The organism is Filimonas effusa, assembly GCF_004118675.1.
Taxonomy (GTDB): domain Bacteria; phylum Bacteroidota; class Bacteroidia; order Chitinophagales; family Chitinophagaceae; genus Filimonas; species Filimonas effusa.
In genome coordinates, this window is the sequence record NZ_SDHZ01000003.1 from 329,998 (window position 1) to 349,514 (window position 19,517).

General features: G+C 46.1%; 17 protein-coding genes and 1 tRNA gene. 10 read left to right on the forward strand and 8 right to left on the reverse strand.

What is annotated here, in order from left to right:
- Positions 1-21: 21 nt before the first annotated feature.
- The 6 genes from ESB13_RS19270 to ESB13_RS19295 form a co-directional block, all read right to left on the reverse strand.
- A complete protein-coding gene (locus tag ESB13_RS19270; RefSeq protein WP_129005318.1) occupies positions 22-741 on the reverse strand; it encodes a response regulator transcription factor in 720 nt (239 codons plus the stop codon).
- A gap of 3 nt (positions 742-744) precedes the next feature.
- The gene (locus ESB13_RS19275) at positions 745-1,731 is read right to left on the reverse strand and encodes a sensor histidine kinase (protein WP_129005319.1); all 987 of its coding nucleotides are present in this window, start codon (positions 1,729-1,731) and stop codon (positions 745-747) included.
- A gap of 2 nt (positions 1,732-1,733) precedes the next feature.
- Positions 1,734-3,290, reverse strand: a complete 1,557-nt coding sequence (gene treA / locus ESB13_RS19280) for an alpha,alpha-trehalase TreA (RefSeq protein WP_129005320.1) — start codon at positions 3,288-3,290, stop codon at positions 1,734-1,736.
- Between the two features lie 61 nt (positions 3,291-3,351).
- The gene (locus tag ESB13_RS19285; RefSeq protein ID WP_129005321.1) at positions 3,352-3,831 is read right to left on the reverse strand and encodes a gliding motility lipoprotein GldH; all 480 of its coding nucleotides are present in this window, start codon (positions 3,829-3,831) and stop codon (positions 3,352-3,354) included.
- Between the two features lie 33 nt (positions 3,832-3,864).
- A complete protein-coding gene (locus ESB13_RS19290; protein ID WP_129005322.1) occupies positions 3,865-4,740 on the reverse strand; it encodes a YicC/YloC family endoribonuclease in 876 nt (291 codons plus the stop codon).
- A 101-nt stretch (positions 4,741-4,841) separates the two neighbouring features.
- Entirely contained in the window at positions 4,842-5,543 is a 702-nt protein-coding gene (locus ESB13_RS19295) for an NUDIX hydrolase (RefSeq protein ID WP_129005323.1), read from the reverse strand.
- Between the two features lie 91 nt (positions 5,544-5,634).
- Between ESB13_RS19295 and ligA the strand changes: the two genes are divergently transcribed.
- The 5 genes from ligA (at position 5,635) to nth (ending at position 10,554) form a co-directional block, all read left to right on the forward strand.
- Positions 5,635-7,770: an NAD-dependent DNA ligase LigA gene (ligA, locus tag ESB13_RS19300; RefSeq protein ID WP_129005324.1), complete on the forward strand. Its 2,136-nt coding sequence runs from the start codon at positions 5,635-5,637 to the stop codon at positions 7,768-7,770.
- A 94-nt stretch (positions 7,771-7,864) separates the two neighbouring features.
- Complete coding sequence (gene eno / locus ESB13_RS19305; RefSeq protein WP_129005325.1) at positions 7,865-9,148, forward strand: phosphopyruvate hydratase; 1,284 nt, start codon at positions 7,865-7,867, stop codon at positions 9,146-9,148.
- Between the two features lie 72 nt (positions 9,149-9,220).
- Positions 9,221-9,538 carry an FtsB family cell division protein gene (locus ESB13_RS19310; RefSeq protein WP_129005326.1) on the forward strand — a complete coding sequence of 106 codons (318 nt, stop codon included), beginning with the start codon at positions 9,221-9,223 and terminating at the stop codon, positions 9,536-9,538.
- A gap of 66 nt (positions 9,539-9,604) precedes the next feature.
- Positions 9,605-9,865: a hypothetical protein gene (locus tag ESB13_RS19315; RefSeq protein ID WP_129005327.1), complete on the forward strand. Its 261-nt coding sequence runs from the start codon at positions 9,605-9,607 to the stop codon at positions 9,863-9,865.
- A gap of 29 nt (positions 9,866-9,894) precedes the next feature.
- Positions 9,895-10,554 (forward strand): endonuclease III, encoded by a 660-nt coding sequence (nth, locus tag ESB13_RS19320; RefSeq protein WP_129005328.1) that lies wholly within the window; start codon positions 9,895-9,897, stop codon positions 10,552-10,554.
- 80 nt (positions 10,555-10,634) lie between these two features.
- On the opposite strand, the gene ESB13_RS19325 is transcribed toward nth, so the two are convergent.
- Positions 10,635-11,048, reverse strand: coding sequence for a DUF3788 family protein (locus ESB13_RS19325; RefSeq protein WP_129005329.1), 414 nt, complete (start codon positions 11,046-11,048; stop codon positions 10,635-10,637).
- Positions 11,049-11,205: 157 nt separating this feature from the next.
- A complete protein-coding gene (locus tag ESB13_RS19330) occupies positions 11,206-11,856 on the reverse strand; it encodes a tetratricopeptide repeat protein (RefSeq protein ID WP_129005330.1) in 651 nt (216 codons plus the stop codon).
- A gap of 111 nt (positions 11,857-11,967) precedes the next feature.
- On the opposite strand from ESB13_RS19330, the gene ESB13_RS19335 reads away from it, so the two are divergent.
- The 5 genes from ESB13_RS19335 (at position 11,968) to ESB13_RS19355 (ending at position 19,498) form a co-directional block, all read left to right on the forward strand.
- A tRNA-Arg gene (locus ESB13_RS19335) sits at positions 11,968-12,039 on the forward strand.
- Between the two features lie 288 nt (positions 12,040-12,327).
- Entirely contained in the window at positions 12,328-12,909 is a 582-nt protein-coding gene (locus tag ESB13_RS19340) for an RNA polymerase sigma-70 factor (protein ID WP_129005331.1), read from the forward strand.
- Positions 12,910-13,007: 98 nt separating this feature from the next.
- Complete coding sequence (locus ESB13_RS19345) at positions 13,008-14,255, forward strand: FecR family protein (protein ID WP_129005332.1); 1,248 nt, start codon at positions 13,008-13,010, stop codon at positions 14,253-14,255.
- Positions 14,256-14,393: 138 nt separating this feature from the next.
- Positions 14,394-17,960: a SusC/RagA family TonB-linked outer membrane protein gene (locus ESB13_RS19350; protein ID WP_129005333.1), complete on the forward strand. Its 3,567-nt coding sequence runs from the start codon at positions 14,394-14,396 to the stop codon at positions 17,958-17,960.
- Positions 17,961-17,971: 11 nt separating this feature from the next.
- Entirely contained in the window at positions 17,972-19,498 is a 1,527-nt protein-coding gene (locus ESB13_RS19355; protein WP_129005334.1) for a RagB/SusD family nutrient uptake outer membrane protein, read from the forward strand.
- Positions 19,499-19,517 lie beyond the last annotated feature (19 nt).

Sequence of the window (19,517 nt, forward strand, 5' to 3'; positions counted from 1 at the left end):
ATCGCCGGCAATGCAGCGCTGTTAGTTCATTGGCGTATCGGTAAACTTATACCCCACCCCTCTTACCGAATGAAAATAACGGGGGCTGCGGCTATCCTGCTCAAAGTATTTCCGGAAATTAAGAATGAAATTATCGATCGTCCTGGTAGTCGGGTATACATTATAACCCCATACCACCTGCAATATCTTCTCCCGGGTAACAACATCATTTTTATTCTCTATAAGCAGCTTAAGCAACATAGCCTCCTTCTTGCTAAGCTGTACAGGCTGCTCATTCCACGTAACAGCCTCCTGTGCATTAAAGTCAATGCGGTTGCCGCCAAACTCATAATGTTCACCTACGGTTTCCTTATCCTGCATCTTTTTGTTCTTGCGGATAAGAATATCAACACGGAGTAAAAGCTCTTCAAGGTTAAAAGGTTTGGTAAGATAATCGTCCGCTCCCTTTTTTAACCCCAGCACCCTGTCCGATCCGCTGCTTTTAGCACTGAGAATAAGAATAGGCACATCTATATGTTGTATACGGATGCCCTCCGTTACGCCTATGCCATCCAGTTCAGGCAACATAATATCCAGTATCACCAGGTCGAAATACTCTGCCTGTATGGCTTTCAGCGCCTCCGTACCGTTAAAGGCCGAAGTCACGGAATAGCCCTCTATTTCAAGATTCAGCTTTAACGCTTCATGCAGGTTCTCTTCATCTTCTACCAGTAATATATTGCCTTTACCTTCTGTGCTCATAGTTTATACTGATTGTAATATGACGGTAAATATGCTGCCATGCGGCTTATTATCTTTGATGGTAATAGTGCCCTTATGGTCGGCAGTTATCTTTTTACAAAGGTACAGCCCAAGCCCCGTTCCTTTGGTAGTACGGGTACTTTCACTCCCAATACGATAGAATTTCTCGAATACAAGCTTCTTTTCTTCATCAGGAATACCAGCCCCGCCATCAGCGATCTCTATCTTCACATGTTTGTGCTGGGCACTCACAAAAACAGATACCGGCTCATCCTTCGCAGAATATTTTAAAGCATTTTCAATAAGATTACTTATAAGCAATTGCAACAACAAACTTTCCCCCTCTACAAATAATTCGGGCTGAATACTCGTATTGATACGGCGCTGGGAATAACGAACCGAAAATTCATCTGCACTGTGCTGCACCAGGGAGCTGATATCAAGCTCCTGCCGGCTGATGGAATAAGCCCCGGTCTCAAGCTGTGCAGTAACAAGAATGTTGTTGCAAAGCTCATTTAACCGCACCGCCTCCTGTAAGGTATTCTGTAGCAGCCGCTGCTGCTGCGATTCATCGAGCTTGCGCTTCAGCATTGTCTCAAGGTTCAGCCGCGCCACGGCAATAGGCGTCTTAAGCTCATGCGTCACCGCCATCATAAAATTCTGCTGCTGGTGCGAAGTGATGATCTGCCTGCGAACTGCACGATAAACAAATACAGCGCCTAACAGCATAAGCAACAGCAAAGTGCTTCCTTCTCCAATATACTGGATCGATTTCATGCGGTGCGCCTTGTCTATCTCCACCACCTTGTCGTAATAGCCCGGATCATCTCTTTTAAGCTCGCCAACCCTGAATACATACATCTGCCTGTTCTGTGTTTCCAGCGTAATAAACCAAAACACAAATGCAGCCATAATATAGAGAAGCAACACCCAGTAAGAAAGGGTGATGAAAAACAGGTATCGCTTTTTAAAAAATTGGGGGACCTTCATAACTACTGCAGGTTATACATCTTCAGCAACTTCAGCAATACCCCGTTAGTCCATCCAAAACCGTCCTGGGCCTCATATTCACCACCGCCCGCTTCGAGATTGGTATCAACTACATTGTATTTCTCCATGAGTTTACCGGTCGACTTATACACTTTAATATTCAGTTCGGCCCAGCGCGTTGCTACCGTACGGGCAAGCTCCTTTTTGTTATAGTTGTTTAACCCTTCTATAGCCATCCACTGAAGAGGCGCCCAGCCATTGGGAGCATCCCATTGCTCCCCCGTATTCTTAAGCGTTGTCATAAGCCCGCCTGCCTTTAAAAAACTCTTCTCCAGGGTAGCAGCTACACGGTTGATATGTTCTTCAGGAGCAAGCTTAACAAAGAATGGTACAACACCCGCCAGCGTCATCTCTGCGCTCTGACGTTTGCGCCCGATATGATAATCAACATACCATCCCTGCGCAGAAGACCAGCAGTACTTCATAATAGCCTTTTTCCTTTTACCCGCCAGCTTGGAGTAATAAGCCGACTGAACAAGATCACCCGTTTCCTTATAAGCTTTCGAAAGTGTAAGCTCCATATGATAGATCAGGCAATTGAGATCAACCGGCACCAGCCTCGTCGTTTGAATAGTAGACAGGTGCTGACCATCAGCAAGCCAGCGGCTGCTGAAGTCCCATCCGCTTTCAGCTCCCGAACGCAGATCACGGTATAACTGGCGGATGTTCTTGCTCTTCGATGATAACGCAAGCGTAGAATCTTCAAAAAAAGACTCCTGCCTGGGTACATTATCCTGGTCGTAATACCTGTTGAGAACAGACCCGTCAGGCATAGTTACAGTATGCCCCCTGGCATCTGTTTTATCCATCCAGTAATTATATTCCCGCTGCAGCGTCATCTGGTATTGGGCATAAACCCTGTTACCATACTGCGCCGCCAGCAGATCAAGCATCATGGAGAAAAAAGGAGGTTGCGAACGGCTAAGGAAATAAGACCTGTTGCCATTAGGTATATGACCATACTGCTGCACCATAAACGCAAAATTGTTGATCATATTCTCGATCATAGCATACATGCCACTTTCCTGCAACCCCAGCATCGTAAAATAAGAATCCCAGTAATAGATCTCCCTGAACCTGCCGCCAGGCATAATATACGGATTAGGTAAGGGCAACAAAGAACTGCCATTTACCGCAACATCAGGCGCATGACTTAATACAGACCAGAGTTTGTTAATATGATTGGTCACCGGCTCCGATTTATCGGAAACATACCCTGAGGCAGGATTGGCAGGCTCAGAAAAATTATCGTCAACAAAACCTTTCAGCGAGTAACGGACAAGCGGGTTATTACGTAACGACTTATAACCACTCGCAATAGCCTTGGGATCCTTTTTGGGAACACAATCAACAAAAGTTTTTCCATCTTTAAACACCTTGCTCATCTGCACATCGGTAAGCAACGCACCATATAACCTGTCCGGCGGCTGAATACTGCCATACTGGGCCTGCACACAATAGAAACAGAAAAGAAGCGGGAATAGTAAAAACCTTTGCATACCAATAGTTTTTATCAGCTTAAAGAATACAACAAAGCAAATAACCTAAAGGTTAAATACGCTATTGCTTTTCAATACGTATGCCAGCGTTCAGCACGTTGAGCAAGGGGTCTTCGCGCATGATCTGCTTAAGGGTAAAAGTATAAGCGCCCTTTTTTAGCAGAGCCGGGGCCCTGGAGAAAGGCACTCTGTGCTCAAACACATCATCCATCCCTTCGCCAAGCCACCTGTCGGCAGCGGCAAGGTTAAACTCACGGGTAACGGTATAGGTGGAATCAGGCTCTTTAACCTGTATTTCCACCCAAATATTTTTATAACGATAGGCATCCGTATGCCGCAATACAAAGTAAAGCTGGTACGGATGAGAAGTATCTGTAATGTTAAAAGTAAAAGCCGGCTTGTGCGCACTCGTCCATTCGTGTTTGGGAAAAGAAGCAAGCTTCTCATACAGGTCGATAGTGGTACAGGCCTGTATTAAACAACATACGAAGGCCACTACGGTTATTCCTGCTATGAAACTCTTTCTCCTGCTACGTAACATACGAACGAATCTGTTATATCCGGTTATACAAATCTATAAAATATTCAGAACCTGCTCCTTCGCCTTTTCAAGCTCATCTTTCATGAGTACCACGGATTGCTGGATCTGTGCATCGTAAGCTTTCGAACCCGTGGTATTGATCTCACGGCCTATTTCCTGGAGAATAAAAGAAAGCTTCTTACCCTTGCTCTTATCCCTTTCTTTCAGGATGGTTTTGAAATAATCACAGTGATTGGTAAGACGAACCTGCTCCTCACTGATATCAATTTTCTCGATATAGTAGATCAACTCCTGCTCCAGCCTGTTGGGATCGTAATTCTCTTTCCCTACATGCTCTTCCATTACCTTAACCAGGCCTTCTTTGATCTTGGCGCGCCTGTTGGGCTCCAGCCTGGCAACAATAGCCTGCTGCGTTTCTATATTCGCAATACGCTGCAGCATATCGGCCTCGAGAATTTTACCTTCCTCTACACGGTGCGCCATAAGCTGACCAATAGCCTCTTTAAGAATAGCCTCAAATCGCGGCCAGTCTTCTTTATTGAGGATTTCATTGGTGGGAGCAATAACATCAGGCAACTTCAGCAAGGTGCTCAGGATATTGTCCATTTCAATATTCAGATCCTTGGCAAGCTGCGCCACAGGTTGATAATAAGCTTTTACCAGCTCAGTATTAATGGCAACCGGTTTTGCAGCCCCGTTTTGCTTGAGCGTTATGATACATTCCACACTACCTCTCTCCAGTTGCTCACTAAGGGTGGTGCGCACATCAAATTCAAACGGCTTCAATAAGGCCGGTAAAGTTAACCGCAGGTCAAACTGTTTCCCATTAAGAGACCTCAGTTCCACCAGGAAAGTCTTTTCTCCGATTGCCTGTTCTGCGCGTCCATAACCTGTCATTGAGTACAACATATGCAAATCTGTTAGTGCGTAAAAGTAGTTGAAATATAATCCAAAAAAAAACAGCGCCCAAAAGCGCTGCCTTTTATAAAGAAAACAGATAGAATAATGGGTCAGAGAAAAGTGATGCCCGTGCCATTCGGCTTACATTCCTCGTATTTGCGGAAATTAAAGGTATATAGCTTACCAGGACGGTGTGGTACATCATTTTCATATTCGCCGGTATCAACCAACAGGTCCATGGCGAAGAACTTTTTACGGAAATTCCTTCTGTCAAGCCGCGTCTCAAGCACAGCTTCATAAAGATTCTGCATCTCCCTCAGCGAAAACTTCTCCGGTAACAGGTTAAACCCAAGAGGATGCTCCTGTATCCGCTTCTGCAGCCACTTGTAACAATAGCTCACAAGATCTTTATGCCCAAACTCCGTGAACTGCAACTCCCGCACACTATGCCATTGCAGCAAACTGCCCGAAAGCTGCAGCTGCTGGTCTTTGCTGTTTATAAGCGCACAATAGGCAACAGTAAGCACCTTCCCCGCAGGACGCGGATGAATGAAAGTACGCAACTGCTCCACCCAGGCACTTTCAATTCCCGTATGCTGTTGTAATACGCGGCAGGCCACATCATCAAGCTCCTCTTCATCAGAAGCAAACTTGCCCGTTAAAGACCATTGATCGTTAGGCCGGTCCGGCTCATGCAATAACAGCACTTTCAGTTCATTGCCATCAAAAGAAAAGATGATACAATCAACAGTCATTGCAATTCGTGGGTAAGCTGTATCATACGCTGATACACTGGCAGGTTCCTTATTCATAACACTGGCAACACTTAACGCTTTAATCGAAGACAAATAATAACGAACCGAAAATACAACTATTTTTATCTTTACCGATCAACTACACAATATGTATTCCGAAGAACAGGTGAAACAACTTCAGCAACGAACGCGGGAACTGCTAAGCGATGGAGACGTAAACGAACAGAAGTTAGCACACCTGAGAGAAGTGTTACGATTCCACGAATATCGTTACTACGTCCTCAGCGAATCCCTCATTCCCGATGCCGACTATGATAAATTATATAAACAGCTAAAAGCAATAGAGTTAGCCCATCCTAACCTGATAACACCCGACTCGCCAACGCAACGCGTAGGCTCAAACCTTACCAAAACCTTCCCAACGGTTCAACACCTCGTACCCATGTTATCCCTGGAAAACTCCAGCAACGCCGAAGAACTGGCCGACTGGGACCGGAAAGCACAGGAATTAACAGGTTTGCAGGAAGTTGAATATTGCATAGAACCCAAATTCGATGGCGCAAGTATTTCTCTCCTCTATGAAAATGATATCCTCGTTCGCGGCGTAACACGCGGCGATGGTGTCGAAGGAGAAGAGATCACCACCAACATTAAACAGATCCGCTCCATACCATTATCAGCACCCTTTTCAAAATATGGCATCCAGCAGATCGAGATCCGTGGCGAGATCATCATGAGCAAGAAAGCCTTCGAAAACTTCAATGAACTACAGGCCGCACAAGGCTTGAGCCTGCTCGCCAATCCCCGTAATGCCGCAAGCGGAAGCCTCCGCATGAAAGATCCCAAAGATGTCGCTAAACGCAATCTCGACGCGTTTTTATACCATATAAGCTATTACGTAACAACAGATGGCCATACACTCGCCATCGACGGCCGCGAAGGCGACCATCCCATGCCCGAAAACGCTCCGCTCGGCACCCATTCCGGCTCTCTCGACCTGTTATGGGAATGCGGATTCCGCTCTCCAAAAGAAGAAAAGCAGGTCGTAACAGGCATCGCCGAAGTGATACGCCACGTTACCGACTACGAAGCATTACGCGATACCCTGCCCTACGAAATAGACGGCATGGTCATAAAGGTCAACAGCCTCGCCCTGCAAGATCAAATGGGCATGACAACACACCACCCACGCTGGGCAACAGCATATAAGTTCAAGGCACGACAGGCTACCACTCGCTTACGGGACGTAGAATTCCAGGTAGGAAGAACAGGCGCCGTTACTCCAGTTGCCAAGCTCGACCCGGTTTACCTGGCAGGTGTAACAGTAAGCAGCATCTCCGTACATAACGAAGAATATATCAGGGAAAAAGACCTGCGTAAAGGCGATACCGTGATAATAGAACGCGCCGGCGACGTGATCCCCCAGATCGTACAGTCCATCCCGGAAGGACGCGATGGCACAGAAGAAGAAATCGTCTTCCCCCGCCATTGCCCAGTTTGTGGCAGCGAGCTCTTTAAAACAGAAGGCGAAGCCGTATGGCGCTGCATCAATATAGAATGTAAAGCACAGGTGCTCGAACGCATGATCCACTTTGTAAGCAAAGATGCCATGGACATCAGAAGCCTCGGCGAAGCCAATATCCGCCGCTTTTATGAACTGGACCTGCTGAAAGATGTCCCCGGCATCTACGGACTCAACTTCTCCGCCATAGGCCAGCTCGAAGGCTATGGCAAACGATCGATAGAAAACCTCCAGGCCGCGATAGAAGCATCAAAACAACAACCCCTGTACCGCCTCATCTACGCCCTGGGCATCCGCTTTGTAGGCGAAACAACCGCCAAAACTCTCGCCAACGCAGTATCCAACCTCATGGAATTGAAGGATAAAACAGAAGATGAACTGCAGCAACTCGAAGATGTTGGAATAAAAGTGGCGAACAGTATTTACCAGTTTTTCCATAACGAACAGAATCTCGAACTGCTGAAACAGCTCGAAGACCTCGGACTAAACCTGCAGAATCACAAAAAACATAACGCAGGAACTGACGATACTCCGTTACACGGACAAACATTCCTGTTCACCGGCACCTTGTCCAAACTCAAGCGCAGTGAGGCTGAGGCCATGGTCGAAGCCAACGGAGGAAAGTTGTTAAGCGGCGTTAGCAGCAAGCTTAATTACCTGATAGTAGGAGAAGACGCAGGCAGCAAACTGGAGAAGGCGAAAAAGATCAATACAGTAAGAATTCTTACAGAAGATGATTTTATACAGCTTTTGGGCAAATAAAGGTTAGTTTTCGTATGCACAAAAAGCCGTTTATTTGCAGCGCAAACTATAAAACCAGGATATTCTAAATAACCAATTTTAAACCAATTTAATCATGAGTTACATAGCTGACATCCACGCGCGTCAGATCTTAGACAGCCGCGGCAATCCTACAGTAGAAGTTGACGTTTTAACTGAAAGCGGACACCTTGGCCGCGCAGCTGTACCCAGCGGCGCCTCTACAGGTATCCATGAAGCTGTAGAATTACGCGATGGCGACAAAAAAACTTACGTAGGTAAAGGCGTTTTAAAAGCAGTTGCCAACGTTAACGATATTATTGCTGAACAACTGATTGGCTGGTCTATCAACGACCAAACCGGTGTTGACGCCAAACTGCTCGAAATCGACGGCACTGAAAACAAAAGCAAACTGGGTGCAAACGCTACCCTGGCAGTATCTATGGCCGTAGCTAAAGCTGCAGCCCTCGAAAGCAGCCTGCCTTTATACCGCTACCTCGGTGGCGTTAACGCTACTGTTCTTCCTATGCCTTTGATGAACATCCTTAACGGTGGTGTTCACGCCGATAACAAAATCGACTACCAGGAATATATGATCGTTCCTGTAGGCGCCGAAAGCTTCAGCGAAGGCTTACGCTGGGGCGTTGAAATCTTCCATGAACTGAAATCTGTTCTGAAGAAAAAAGGCTACAGCACTAACGTAGGTGACGAAGGCGGCTTCGCTCCCGATATCCAAAGCAACGAAGAAGCGATCGAAACTGTATTACAGGCTATCGAATCTGCAGGATACAAAGTAGGCGAACAAATCGGTATCGCCCTCGACGCAGCCTCCAGCGAAATGTTCAAAGACGGCCAATACAAATTCTATAAAAGCTCCGGCAAGTCTATCAGCAGCGATGAAATGGTAGCTTACTGGCAGGAATGGGTGAACAAATACCCCATCGTTTCTATCGAAGACGGTATGGCGGAAGAAGATTGGGACGGCTGGAAAAAACTCACCGACGCTATCGGTCATAAAGTACAGCTCGTAGGTGATGACCTGTTCGTTACCAACACCAAAATCTTACAACGTGGTATCGATACCAATACCGCAAACAGCATCCTGGTAAAAGTAAACCAGATCGGTACCGTTACTGAAACAATCAACGCTGTTCAACTGGCACAAAGAAGCGGTTACACAACCATCATGAGCCACAGAAGCGGTGAAACGGAAGATACTACTATTGCCGACCTCGCTGTAGCATTAAACTGCGGCCAGATCAAAACCGGTTCTGCTTCCCGTACCGACCGTATGGCTAAGTACAACCAGCTGATCCGTATCGAAGAAGCTTTAGGCGAAAGCGCTATCTATCCTAAAGGCAAGATCAAATTCGGCAAATAGTTCCCTTTTTTGATTAAACGATCGGTATTACCTTTATCAAAAGATTGGTAATACCGGTCGTTTTTATTTTATATGAAGAAAGCAGCGAAAACAGTCTTATTTATCCTGAAGAACAAGTACCTCGTAAGCCTGGTGGCTTTTGTGATCCTGCTGCTGTTTTTCGACCGCAACGACGTCTTTACCCAAATGGAACGGAAAAAACAGTTGCGCGAATTGCAGTCAAGCAAACAATTCTACCAGGACGAAATCATACGTACGAAACAACAGCTCATAGATCTCCAGCAAAATCCCGCTGCACTCGAGAAATATGCCCGCGAAAACTTCTATATGAAGCGCGATAATGAAGATATTTTCCTCGTTGAACCGGCAGCTACCAGCAAAAAAAAGTAAATTCCGGCGCAATATCCTTTTCAGGGGTCCGTTATATTACCAGTGTTTTATTTAGCAGCAGAAGATATGCAGACATGTACAACTGATGACTTATTGCTTTATCTCTACGGCGATCTCTCCGTACCGGACAGGTTATTAACCGAAGAGATTCTGCAGGAGAACTGGGGATTGAGGGAAAAGCTGAATGTAATGCAGGAAGCTACCGATACACTGGATTCCGTAAAGATCAAATCCCCCTCCCAACGCAGTATCCAGGCGATACTCACCTACCTTTACGATCGTAACAGCTCAGCTATTCTAACAGAAACCGCGGCAGATTTAAAGTGAACCGGTAATTTCGTGTCTTCAGGAACATTATGACACGCAAAGAAAAGTACCAGTACGTAATCCATTATTTCCAGGAGCATACGCCCGACGCGGAAACAGAGCTTTTTTACGACAACCCTTATCAGTTGCTCGTAGCAGTGATCCTATCCGCACAATGCACCGATAAGCGCGTAAACATGACCACGCCGGCCCTGTTTGCCCAATACCCCAACCCTTACGACCTTGCCCAGGCTTCGTTCGAAGATGTATTTTATTACATCAAAAGCATCTCCTATCCCAACAACAAGGCAAAACACCTCATTGGCATGGCCAATATGCTCATCAACGACTTCAACGGCGAAGTCCCCATGACCGTCGATGAACTCATTAAACTGCCCGGCGTAGGCCGCAAAACAGCCAATGTGGTAACCTCGGTAATAGACGAACAACCCAACATGGCTGTAGACACACACGTTTTCCGGGTCTCCGCCCGCCTGGGCCTCACCACCACCGGGGCCAAAACCCCGCTGGCCGTAGAAAAAGAACTGGTAAAGAACATCCCCACCGAACTCATCCACAAAGCCCACCACTGGCTCATTTTACACGGCCGCTATACCTGCCTCGCCCGTACCCCAAAATGTTACGACTGCGGCTTGACAGAGGTCTGCAATTACTACCGTAAAAATATAAAACCAGCTAAAGCGAAATAAAACCAGGCTTGGCACATCAAACAGCCCCTGTCAACGGCTTTTGATGTGCCAGGTCTCGCAGCCAATAGAACAAATAGCACTTACTTCCCAGCCTTTATTTCTGCCAGCTTAACAATCGGGGCAAGGTCTTTCTTCGCCCGCACCTTAACACAGAAGCTGGTGCCTTCCGTATACTCCCTTGCCGCACTTAGTTCCTCATGAACTGCTGCCAGCTGTGTATCCTCCAATACCTTTTGTTTAGCTGCCTTGCCAAGTGTAAACCATACATTAAATCCGGTGCCGGCGAGCTGAATGTAAAAGAGATTCTTTTTGCCGCTTCTGCATTGCAGCGTCCATCCGCTCGAAGCACCGTAAAACTTCCATATACTGTCTGTAATGCCGCATTCCGCCATTACCTGTTCCAGTAATGTCGCATTCTTACCAAGCGCATGTAAAGCAAGTGCCAGATCGGGTTGTAATTTTTTGTCAGCAAAGACTAGCGTTTCTTCTTTCATAAGATTTCAATGGCAAGTAAAGAATAAGATTGCAGATCCGGGTAACCCCCGCAAGCAAATGTAGCAGTCAGTTTATCACAGGCAGAGCTCAGGCAATAAAAAAGGGATCAACAGAATTGATCCCTTTTTTACGTAAAGTCCCCTTCCGGGGAAATCCCTATCCCGGAATACGGGAAATATATTTTTCAATCTCTTTAATCTGGTTCAGCACCTCTTTAGTAGTTGGTTTGCAAGCCTTAGCCTTGCGGAAAAAGTCTTTCGCCGCCCTGAACTCCCTTTTATTCATAAAGATCTGGCACATGCTCAGGTAGGCAACCGCTTCACTTTCCTTGTCGGCCAGGCCAGCGCGGATAGCAGCGCGGATATAGCTTTCACCATTACGCAGGTCGCCTTTTTGCATAGCCATCATACCCAGCTGTAATTTATTGGCGCCTTCGGCTTCCGGCATTGGTGCGCCCAGGGAAGAGCTCTTTTTGAGATGCTTTTCGGCAGTATCGAAATCCTGGGTAGCCATAGCCAGATGGCCTTTCAGCGTATAATAAGTAGAACGGATAGGCTTGTAAAGCAGGTTGGGAAACCAGATAGACTTGAGGATCTTTTCCACCTCTTCCATATTCCCCGCCTCCATGGGCTCCTGTATAAGACGCATAGGACCAATGAAAAAATGACCCGCAATAGCAATAACACCAATGAGATAAAGGATAAAGGCCGGCCAGAAACCTGCGTTCACATTCACAACAACAGCCAGAACGATCGCGAGAATTCCAAGCCAGAAACGATATTTAATCAGCAAATTGTAAAACTTCATACACCTGTTTTCGAGCGGCAAAGATAGGGGTTTACACAAAATTGGGATTTTAGATTGCCGGAATGCATGATTCCACTATTTTTGCAGTCCCGAAAAATCATTTTCGGTGCTGGTCCCGTAGTTCAATGGATAGAATAGAAGTTTCCTAAACTTTAGATACAAGTTCGATTCTTGTCGGGACTACAGATTTTAAAAAGACGTCGCAAAATCGGCGTCTTTTCTTTTTTATTACATACTGCCTCCATACCGCGCCGGAAACAAATGCAGCTAATTGTTTAAAAAGCCGGTCGATGCAACTGCCATTGGCTGTGATCCGGGAACATAGGCTAACTCCTGTCTACCATATCGGAAAGGTGAAAAAATCTTCGCTTTGCCGATTTTTATTTTAAATAAGCCATTTTCGATAAAATATAACTTTCCGGAGTTACCTAACTTTGCCCTTCCGTACACAGGCCAAAGCTAGGTATTATATTGAAATACAGCGAATTATACAAAAAGGAAGAACTGGTTTTACGTATCAGTGAAAGTAATGTTCTGGCATTTGACCAGCTTTTTATAGCAATGCATCCCGCACTATGCCTGTTTGCGAACAGGATTGTCGCCAATGAGGCAGCAGCGAAAGACATTGTTTCCGAAATCTTCCTGCAGTTATGGAAGAATAGGGAGGCACTAAACGAAGTGAAGAATATAGAGGCCTATCTATATACAGCAACCCGTAACCGGTCGTTGAATCATCTCAGAAAATCAAAACGCGAAGGGGAAAAAGAGGGCATGGCAGCGGAGCAGTTAGAAGAAAAACCCGCCGAAGACATACTTCAGGAAATATTTAATGCAGAAGTTATCCGCACGTTACATGAAGCCATCAAAACATTACCGCCTGAATGTACCAAAGTAGTACAAATGGGTATCGAGGGATTCAGCACCAATGAAATTGCACTCCGGCTGGGAGTTTCGGCCTCGGCCGTAAGCCATCAGAAGGCCAGGGCCATCAGATTGCTGCGCGAAAAAATAGCGCCCGGGATAGCGCTTATAACCCTGCTGCTTGCCGATTGATCCGCAAAAGCCTGTTTTTTAAAAAAAAAGTTGCAGGAGGAAGTCAAATCAGGAAGACACCCGTTGTCATCTGTTAATATAGAAACAAGTGTTCCGGAATGAAGGAGGACAATACACCTGAAAAAGAACTGGCATTGCTGCTGAAAGCTGCAGCGCTGACAACGGGCGAAAAGCTGGAGCTGCTTTCAGAAGCAGAAAGGCAAGAGCTGCAAAACTGGCTGCAACAGCAGGTAACGCATCTGCGATGGCGGGACAACTTGTCGGAAAAAAACACGCTTTCCGATCTTGACAAAGAATACGCTTCGTTCAGAAGTAGCACGTTGGAAGAACTGAAAGCATTCCATGAAGAACATTTGCGGCAGCCGGCAGCAGTTGAACCTGCACCACGCCTGTATTTCTTACGTAAAACATGGTTTGGCGCCGCTGCTGCGTTATTGCTGCTGGCGGTGGGAGCATGGTTCTTCTTTCCTTCGGGAAAAACCGGGCAGGCAAAGCGCGAAGAGAAAAAAACAGAACAAATCGCTCCTGGCCAGGATGGCGCTATTCTTACACTCGCCGACGGATCAACACTGGTGCTCGATTCAATGGGTAACGGCAAGCTGGGCCACCAGAATGGCGCAGATCTGCTCCTGGCAAACGGGCAACTTGAATACAAAAATGCAGGGACGTCTGCCGGAGAAAAAACTTATAATACACTAACCACACCCAAAGGCAGGCAGTTCAGGATCCGTTTGCCGGATGGCACTATAGCCTGGCTGAACGCAGCCAGCTCTATCCGCTTCCCCACACAGTTCACGGAAGAAACACGCAAAGTAGACGTCAGCGGAGAAGTATACTTTGAAGCCGCTGTTGCAGAAAAAAAAGGCAGAAAAATCCCCTTTATTGTCAATGCCGACAATAGGTTTCTGGTAGAAGTATTAGGCACCCATTTTAACATTAATGCCTATCCCGATGAACCCAGCCTCAATACCAGTTTACTCGAAGGCAAAGTAGCCGTTGCCGCAAAAGGCGGGAAACAGAAAATAGTATTGAAACCAGGACAACAGGCATCCTTAACCATGCATGCCGGCTCCGTAAAAGATATGGTTGTACGAAATGCCGATATCGAAAAAGTAATGGCTTGGAAAAACGGCTTTTTCAATTTCGATAACGCCAGGATCGATGAGGTAATGCGCCAATTGGAAAGATGGTACGATATAGACGTAAAATTTGAATCCCGTGTACCTGATATAGAATTTGTGGGTAAGATGACAAGGGATATTTCTTTAAACGGGTTACTGATTGCATTGGAGAAATCCAATGTCCATTTCCGTGTCGAAGGCAGAACGCTCATAGTAATGCCATGATAAGGAACTGGCTAATAGCTGTATTCTCTTTTGGAATAAAAAAGCCGGAACCGACTGGTCCTCGTTTCCGGCAGCATTCCAGTTGATAATAAAAGGGTTCGCAACCACTTTTTTCACAACCAAAACAGTTCACAAGTTATGCAAAAAACTGCTTATGGTTGCCTGTATACTCCTGCCCGCAGGAGAACCAGGCTGCCTGCACAAATTTCAAAAGCGATGAGGCTTCTATCTGTTTTTTTATTCGCTGCCTTAATGTCGGCACATGCTGCCGGTACTGCCCAGTCTGTAACCATTTCAGGTAAAAATCTTACACTGAAAAAAGCCTTTTCAGAAATTGAAAAGCAAACAGGTTATGTGTTGTTCAGTAATAAGAAATTGCTGGCAGGAGCAAAGAAGGTTTCGGTCTCAGTTACCAACCGACCTTTAAAAGAAGCATTGAGCCTGTTGTTGAAAGACCAGGAACTCGATTATGTACTCCAGGGAAAAACCATCATCCTGTCTGAAAAAACACCCCCGCCTGCGGCTGCCGGATTCTACATTCCGCCGGCAATTGCCGCTATCGCAGGCAGAGTCGTAGATAAAGACGGAACTCCCATGCCCGGAGTGAACATAATGATCAAAGGCACACGGAAAGGCACAATAACCGATGCCGGCGGAGGCTTCTCCATCAATGCCGGTGAAAACGATATCCTGCTGGTTTCTTTTATAGGATATGCCACGCAGGAAATTACGGTTACCGCAGCTATGGTAGCAGAAAAACGGCAACTGCTTACGCTATCGCTCATCCCTGTTTCTACTAAACTCGATGAGATAGCTGTTACCGTTAACACCGGTTATCAATCTATTTCACGCGAAAGAATGACAGGCGCGTATTCCGCTGTTCAAACAAAACGCCTGGAAAACAAACTGCAACCCAACCTCCTAAGTGCATTGGAAGGACAGGCGGCCGGAGTGGCCATTACAAAAGATGGTAAGGTGGAGGTACGCGGACGATCTACTTTCCTTGCCAACGGAGACCCCCTGATCGTCATAGATGGCTATCCTGCATCGGGCGGACTGGAGTCTGTTAATATCGACAACATAGAAACCATTACCGTATTAAAAGACGCAGTAGCCGCCTCCATCTACGGTGCGCGCTCTTCAAACGGCGTAATAGTGATCACTACTAAAACACCTAAAAAAGGAAAGATTCAGCTGGGCTATAAAGGCAGCACAGGCATCACTCTTCGCCCCAACCTGTCCTACCTGAACAAGACCAGCGCTGCAGATTTTGTAGATGCAGAAATAGATAACTATAACAGCGATGCAGCCAACGTACAATGGGACTATGAAGTATATGCCACTTACGGCCGCGTAACGCAGTTAATGGTGATGAAAGACCAGGGCCTAATCTCGGAAGCTGAAGTCAATGCAGAACTGAACCAGCTAAGAAAGAACAACACCATCGGACAGCTGGAACACCATTTATTCAGGAACAGGCTTACGCAGCAACACAACCTTTCTATCTCTTCCAGCACTGATAAAAATGCTACCAATGCGGCAGTGCGCTATATCTCCAACAGGAATAATATGGCAGGCAGCAAAGACAACCGGCTCATACTCGACCTGCGGAACGACTGGAAACCACTGAATGGGGTAACGGTAAAAATATTCTCCAATACCAATTTCAGTAACAGTGCGATGCCGCTCAATGGAAATGACATGCTCGACTTTACTACATGGAGTATCATGAGGCCTTATTACAACATCGTTGATGCTTCCGGAAAACCACAGAATATTCCAGCGGTAAGGCCTGAGCTTATTGAGCAATATGCCGCTTATGGTGGTTTGAAATCTATGGATTATAACCCCCTGAACGATCTTGGCTTGGCTACTACAAAGAACCAGAGCTATCTTGCCAGACTGGGAGCCAGCATTTCCGTAAATATTGCTGATGGATTAAGCGCCGAGCTGGGAGGTGCCTGGACCAGGGGCAGTTCCATGATACGCAGGCTGCAGGATGCCAACTCATTTTATGTAAAATCTTTATACAATGCTTCCGCTTCTATCTCCAGTCCCGGGAAACACTACCTTCCCGACGGCGCAATCATAAATGAAGCACGCAACCAGAATGAATCCTATACCTTCAGGGCGCAGGCCAACTACAATAAAACCTTCCGTAGTGTTCATAAGCTCTCTGCTATTGCCGGTGGCGAGGTGAATAAAGACGTGATTGATAACAATACAGCGCCAACAAGAGTAGGGTATAATGACCAGGCAGGTACTTTTTCCCCTTTTAACTACCTCGACTTTAACAGCTATGCCTACTCCGCAGACTTCCTTTTCCCCGATGGAATGGCAACGGTAAGCAACGGTAATTATTCTTTACGCGACAACAGGTTTGTCTCCGTTTATGCCAACGGCTCTTATGAATATAACAACCGTTTCATCCTCAGCAGCAGTATCCGTATCGACCAGGCGAATCTTTTCGGTTCCAACCCTAAGTACAGGTATAAGCCAAACTGGTCCGTTGGTGGCACCTACAAGCTTGGCCAGGAGAAATTCTTTCATGTACCCTGGATAGACAAACTGAATATTCGCGGTTCCTATGGCATCAATGGAAATATTTCCCTCAACCAGGGTCCTTACCTGCTGGTGGCTCCGGGAACTTTCTCCACTGTATCCGGGGCTATCTCTTACACGATATCATCCCTGCCCAATAAAGACCTTCGCTGGGAGCGTACGGTAATCTCAAATATAGGCACGGATATAAGTCTGTTTAAAGGAAAACTCAACCTTACCATTGATTATTACAATAAGCTCAGCAAAGACCTGCTGGCACCGGACTTTATAGATCCTACCTATGGCAGGTTTTCGGTTACCAGAAATGCAGGCGTTGCAAGGAATACCGGCATTGAATTATCACTGGAATCGGATGTGATGAGAAACAAAAACTTTGGCTGGAATATTTACTTCAATGGCAGCTATAACAAAAGCAAAGTACTTCAGTTCAACTATGAATACCCCAGCACCGGTTTACTTACTTACAGTGCCATATCCAGCACATTGGGCAGCAATGCGGGAGCTGTACTTGAAACAAGCTATCCCCTGGATGCATTGTTCAGCTACCGGTTCGCAGGCCTCGATAATACCGGCACGCCTCAATATTATAACGCAACGAAAAACAAAGTATATGGTAACGACGTGGCTGTACGGGACATGGTTTATTCAGGAACAGCACGTCCGAAATTTATACTCAGTCTAACCAACACTTTTAGTTACCAGCGATTCGACCTTTCTTTCATGCTGATTTCTCAACTGGGAGCAGTATTCCGCAGAGATGCATTTAATGGCAATAATATCGATCATAAAGACGTAGGCCAGCGCTGGCGTAAACCCGGCGATGAAGACCACACCATTTATCCGCGTCTTGTAGCGTTCAGTTCCGATGCCTGGTATTTCCCCTATTCGGATATACTGATAGAAAAAGCTGATTTCATGAAGCTGAGAGACGTAACCCTTTCCTACAGGCTCGACAATAAACTATGGGGCAATTCAGGGCTTAACAATGCCAGACTTTACTTCCAGGGTCGTAACCTCTGGACTGTTAAAGCCAATAAAGCAGGAATAGATCCTGAAGCTATTCAACAAGGCTTGAATGCAACAGTTGACAGAACGCTTCCCATGATGCCCGAATTCTACATCGGACTTTCCGTAAACCTGTAAAACCAATTATTATGCGCAATCGATCTATCTATCTTTTCATAGCAGCCGCTTTAATTACTGCCTCCTGCCAGAAATACCTGGATGTAAAACCCAAAGGCAGGCTCATTCCCGCAACAGCAGCAGATTACGATCATTTGTTGGATAATCCCAATACAATGGAGGCTAACTTCCAGGATCAAAACAAAGGCTCTATGCTCTCTTACCTGGGCGACAACCTGGAGATGACCGAAGGACAGGCCAAAGTAGGCTTCATTCTCAACAGCCACCCTAACCTGGAACGCTATTATTCCTATGTTTTCAGGCAGCCCTACAAAGACCCCAATAGCCAGGACTATTTCTGGAGTTCAACAATATTAGGTATCTACCCACAGATCTCCTATTTCAATAATGTAATTGAAGGTATCCACGGCCTTGACGGGCAATCGGCAGAAGACGAAATACTAGGCAAAAGAGCTGTTGCACAGGCACTGGTGGCAAGAGCCTGGTGCTATTTCCACGCCAACCTGGTATACGGACCCGTATACAAACCAGGGCAGGATAACAGCACCAAAACAATACCATACGTAGTAAGTCCCGACATCAATACACCGCTTCCCGATTTATCCACTTCAGCAGAGGTTGTCAAAAAAGTGATGAAAGATATTTACGAAGCACTACCCGGTCTTCCTGTAAAATCGAACTGGCCTTCACGGGCTAACAAAGCTACCGGACAGGCGATGCTGGCCTATTGCCACTTGTTCACACGCAAATTCGACAGTGTTGCCTATTATGCCAACCTTGCCTGGACTGAGGCAGCTTCCGGCAACGCTGCAAATGTGTTGTACGATTACAATCAATTCTCATGGGCAAATCCTTCAAACCTCGTCACCAGCCTTATACTATCACCCCAGGATACTTATCTCACTGCTGTGAACAATAGGGAAATGTTGTTTTACAGGGGTACCGACAATACAGCAGGCATAGGCCCTTCGCTATCGTATCCGGCTGCCGGGTTGATCGCTTTATACGACCAGGCAAACGATCTCCGGTTCAAATATTTCTATATTAACTCTCCCGGGTACAAAACAACACAAGGAGGCGGATATAATGATGGCACCCGTATCAGTAATTATCGTTTCCGCAAGATGAAAATGACGGAAGGCTTCTCTTATCCCGAAATATTGTTGATGCGTGCAGAAGCATATGCCAGAACCAATAAACTCGACCTTGCAATTGCTGACCTCAATACACTTCGAAAGTTCAGGTTTAAAACAGGCACCCCTGCGCTTACTCCCGGAACGCAGGACCAGGTAATTAATCAGGTACTGGAAGAAAGAAGAAGGGAGTTGCCGATTGGCGGCCTCAAAAGATTTCTCGATCTGAAGCGCTTTACACTTGACGATGGCAAACCCTGGTCAAAAAGCCAGATCACGCACACAATTGACGGTAAAAGTTATACAGGTGTTATAGACTCCAGGGATTTTATTGTACCCATCACCAATGTAGTACTGCGATTCAATCCGGTTTGGGGTATACCACTTGAAACTCGTCCATTTTAATCATCCAATAAAATAACCA

Coding starts and splice junctions, on each gene's coding strand:
- ESB13_RS19285 (WP_129005321.1), bottom strand. CDS start 3,831: ATGTTACGTAGCAGGAGAAAGAGTTTCATAGCAGGAATAACCGTAGTG.
- ESB13_RS19325 (WP_129005329.1), bottom strand. CDS start 11,048: ATGAAAGAAGAAACGCTAGTCTTTGCTGACAAAAAATTACAACCCGAT.
- ESB13_RS19315 (WP_129005327.1), top strand. CDS start 9,605: ATGCAGACATGTACAACTGATGACTTATTGCTTTATCTCTACGGCGAT.
- ESB13_RS19295 (WP_129005323.1), bottom strand. CDS start 5,543: ATGAATAAGGAACCTGCCAGTGTATCAGCGTATGATACAGCTTACCCA.
- ligA (WP_129005324.1), top strand. CDS start 5,635: ATGTATTCCGAAGAACAGGTGAAACAACTTCAGCAACGAACGCGGGAA.
- ESB13_RS19330 (WP_129005330.1), bottom strand. CDS start 11,856: ATGAAGTTTTACAATTTGCTGATTAAATATCGTTTCTGGCTTGGAATT.
- ESB13_RS19355 (WP_129005334.1), top strand. CDS start 17,972: ATGCGCAATCGATCTATCTATCTTTTCATAGCAGCCGCTTTAATTACT.
- ESB13_RS19275 (WP_129005319.1), bottom strand. CDS start 1,731: ATGAAGGTCCCCCAATTTTTTAAAAAGCGATACCTGTTTTTCATCACC.
- eno (WP_129005325.1), top strand. CDS start 7,865: ATGAGTTACATAGCTGACATCCACGCGCGTCAGATCTTAGACAGCCGC.
- ESB13_RS19350 (WP_129005333.1), top strand. CDS start 14,394: ATGCAAAAAACTGCTTATGGTTGCCTGTATACTCCTGCCCGCAGGAGA.
- nth (WP_129005328.1), top strand. CDS start 9,895: ATGACACGCAAAGAAAAGTACCAGTACGTAATCCATTATTTCCAGGAG.
- ESB13_RS19345 (WP_129005332.1), top strand. CDS start 13,008: ATGAAGGAGGACAATACACCTGAAAAAGAACTGGCATTGCTGCTGAAA.
- treA (WP_129005320.1), bottom strand. CDS start 3,290: ATGCAAAGGTTTTTACTATTCCCGCTTCTTTTCTGTTTCTATTGTGTG.
- ESB13_RS19290 (WP_129005322.1), bottom strand. CDS start 4,740: ATGTTGTACTCAATGACAGGTTATGGACGCGCAGAACAGGCAATCGGA.
- ESB13_RS19310 (WP_129005326.1), top strand. CDS start 9,221: ATGAAGAAAGCAGCGAAAACAGTCTTATTTATCCTGAAGAACAAGTAC.
- ESB13_RS19270 (WP_129005318.1), bottom strand. CDS start 741: ATGAGCACAGAAGGTAAAGGCAATATATTACTGGTAGAAGATGAAGAG.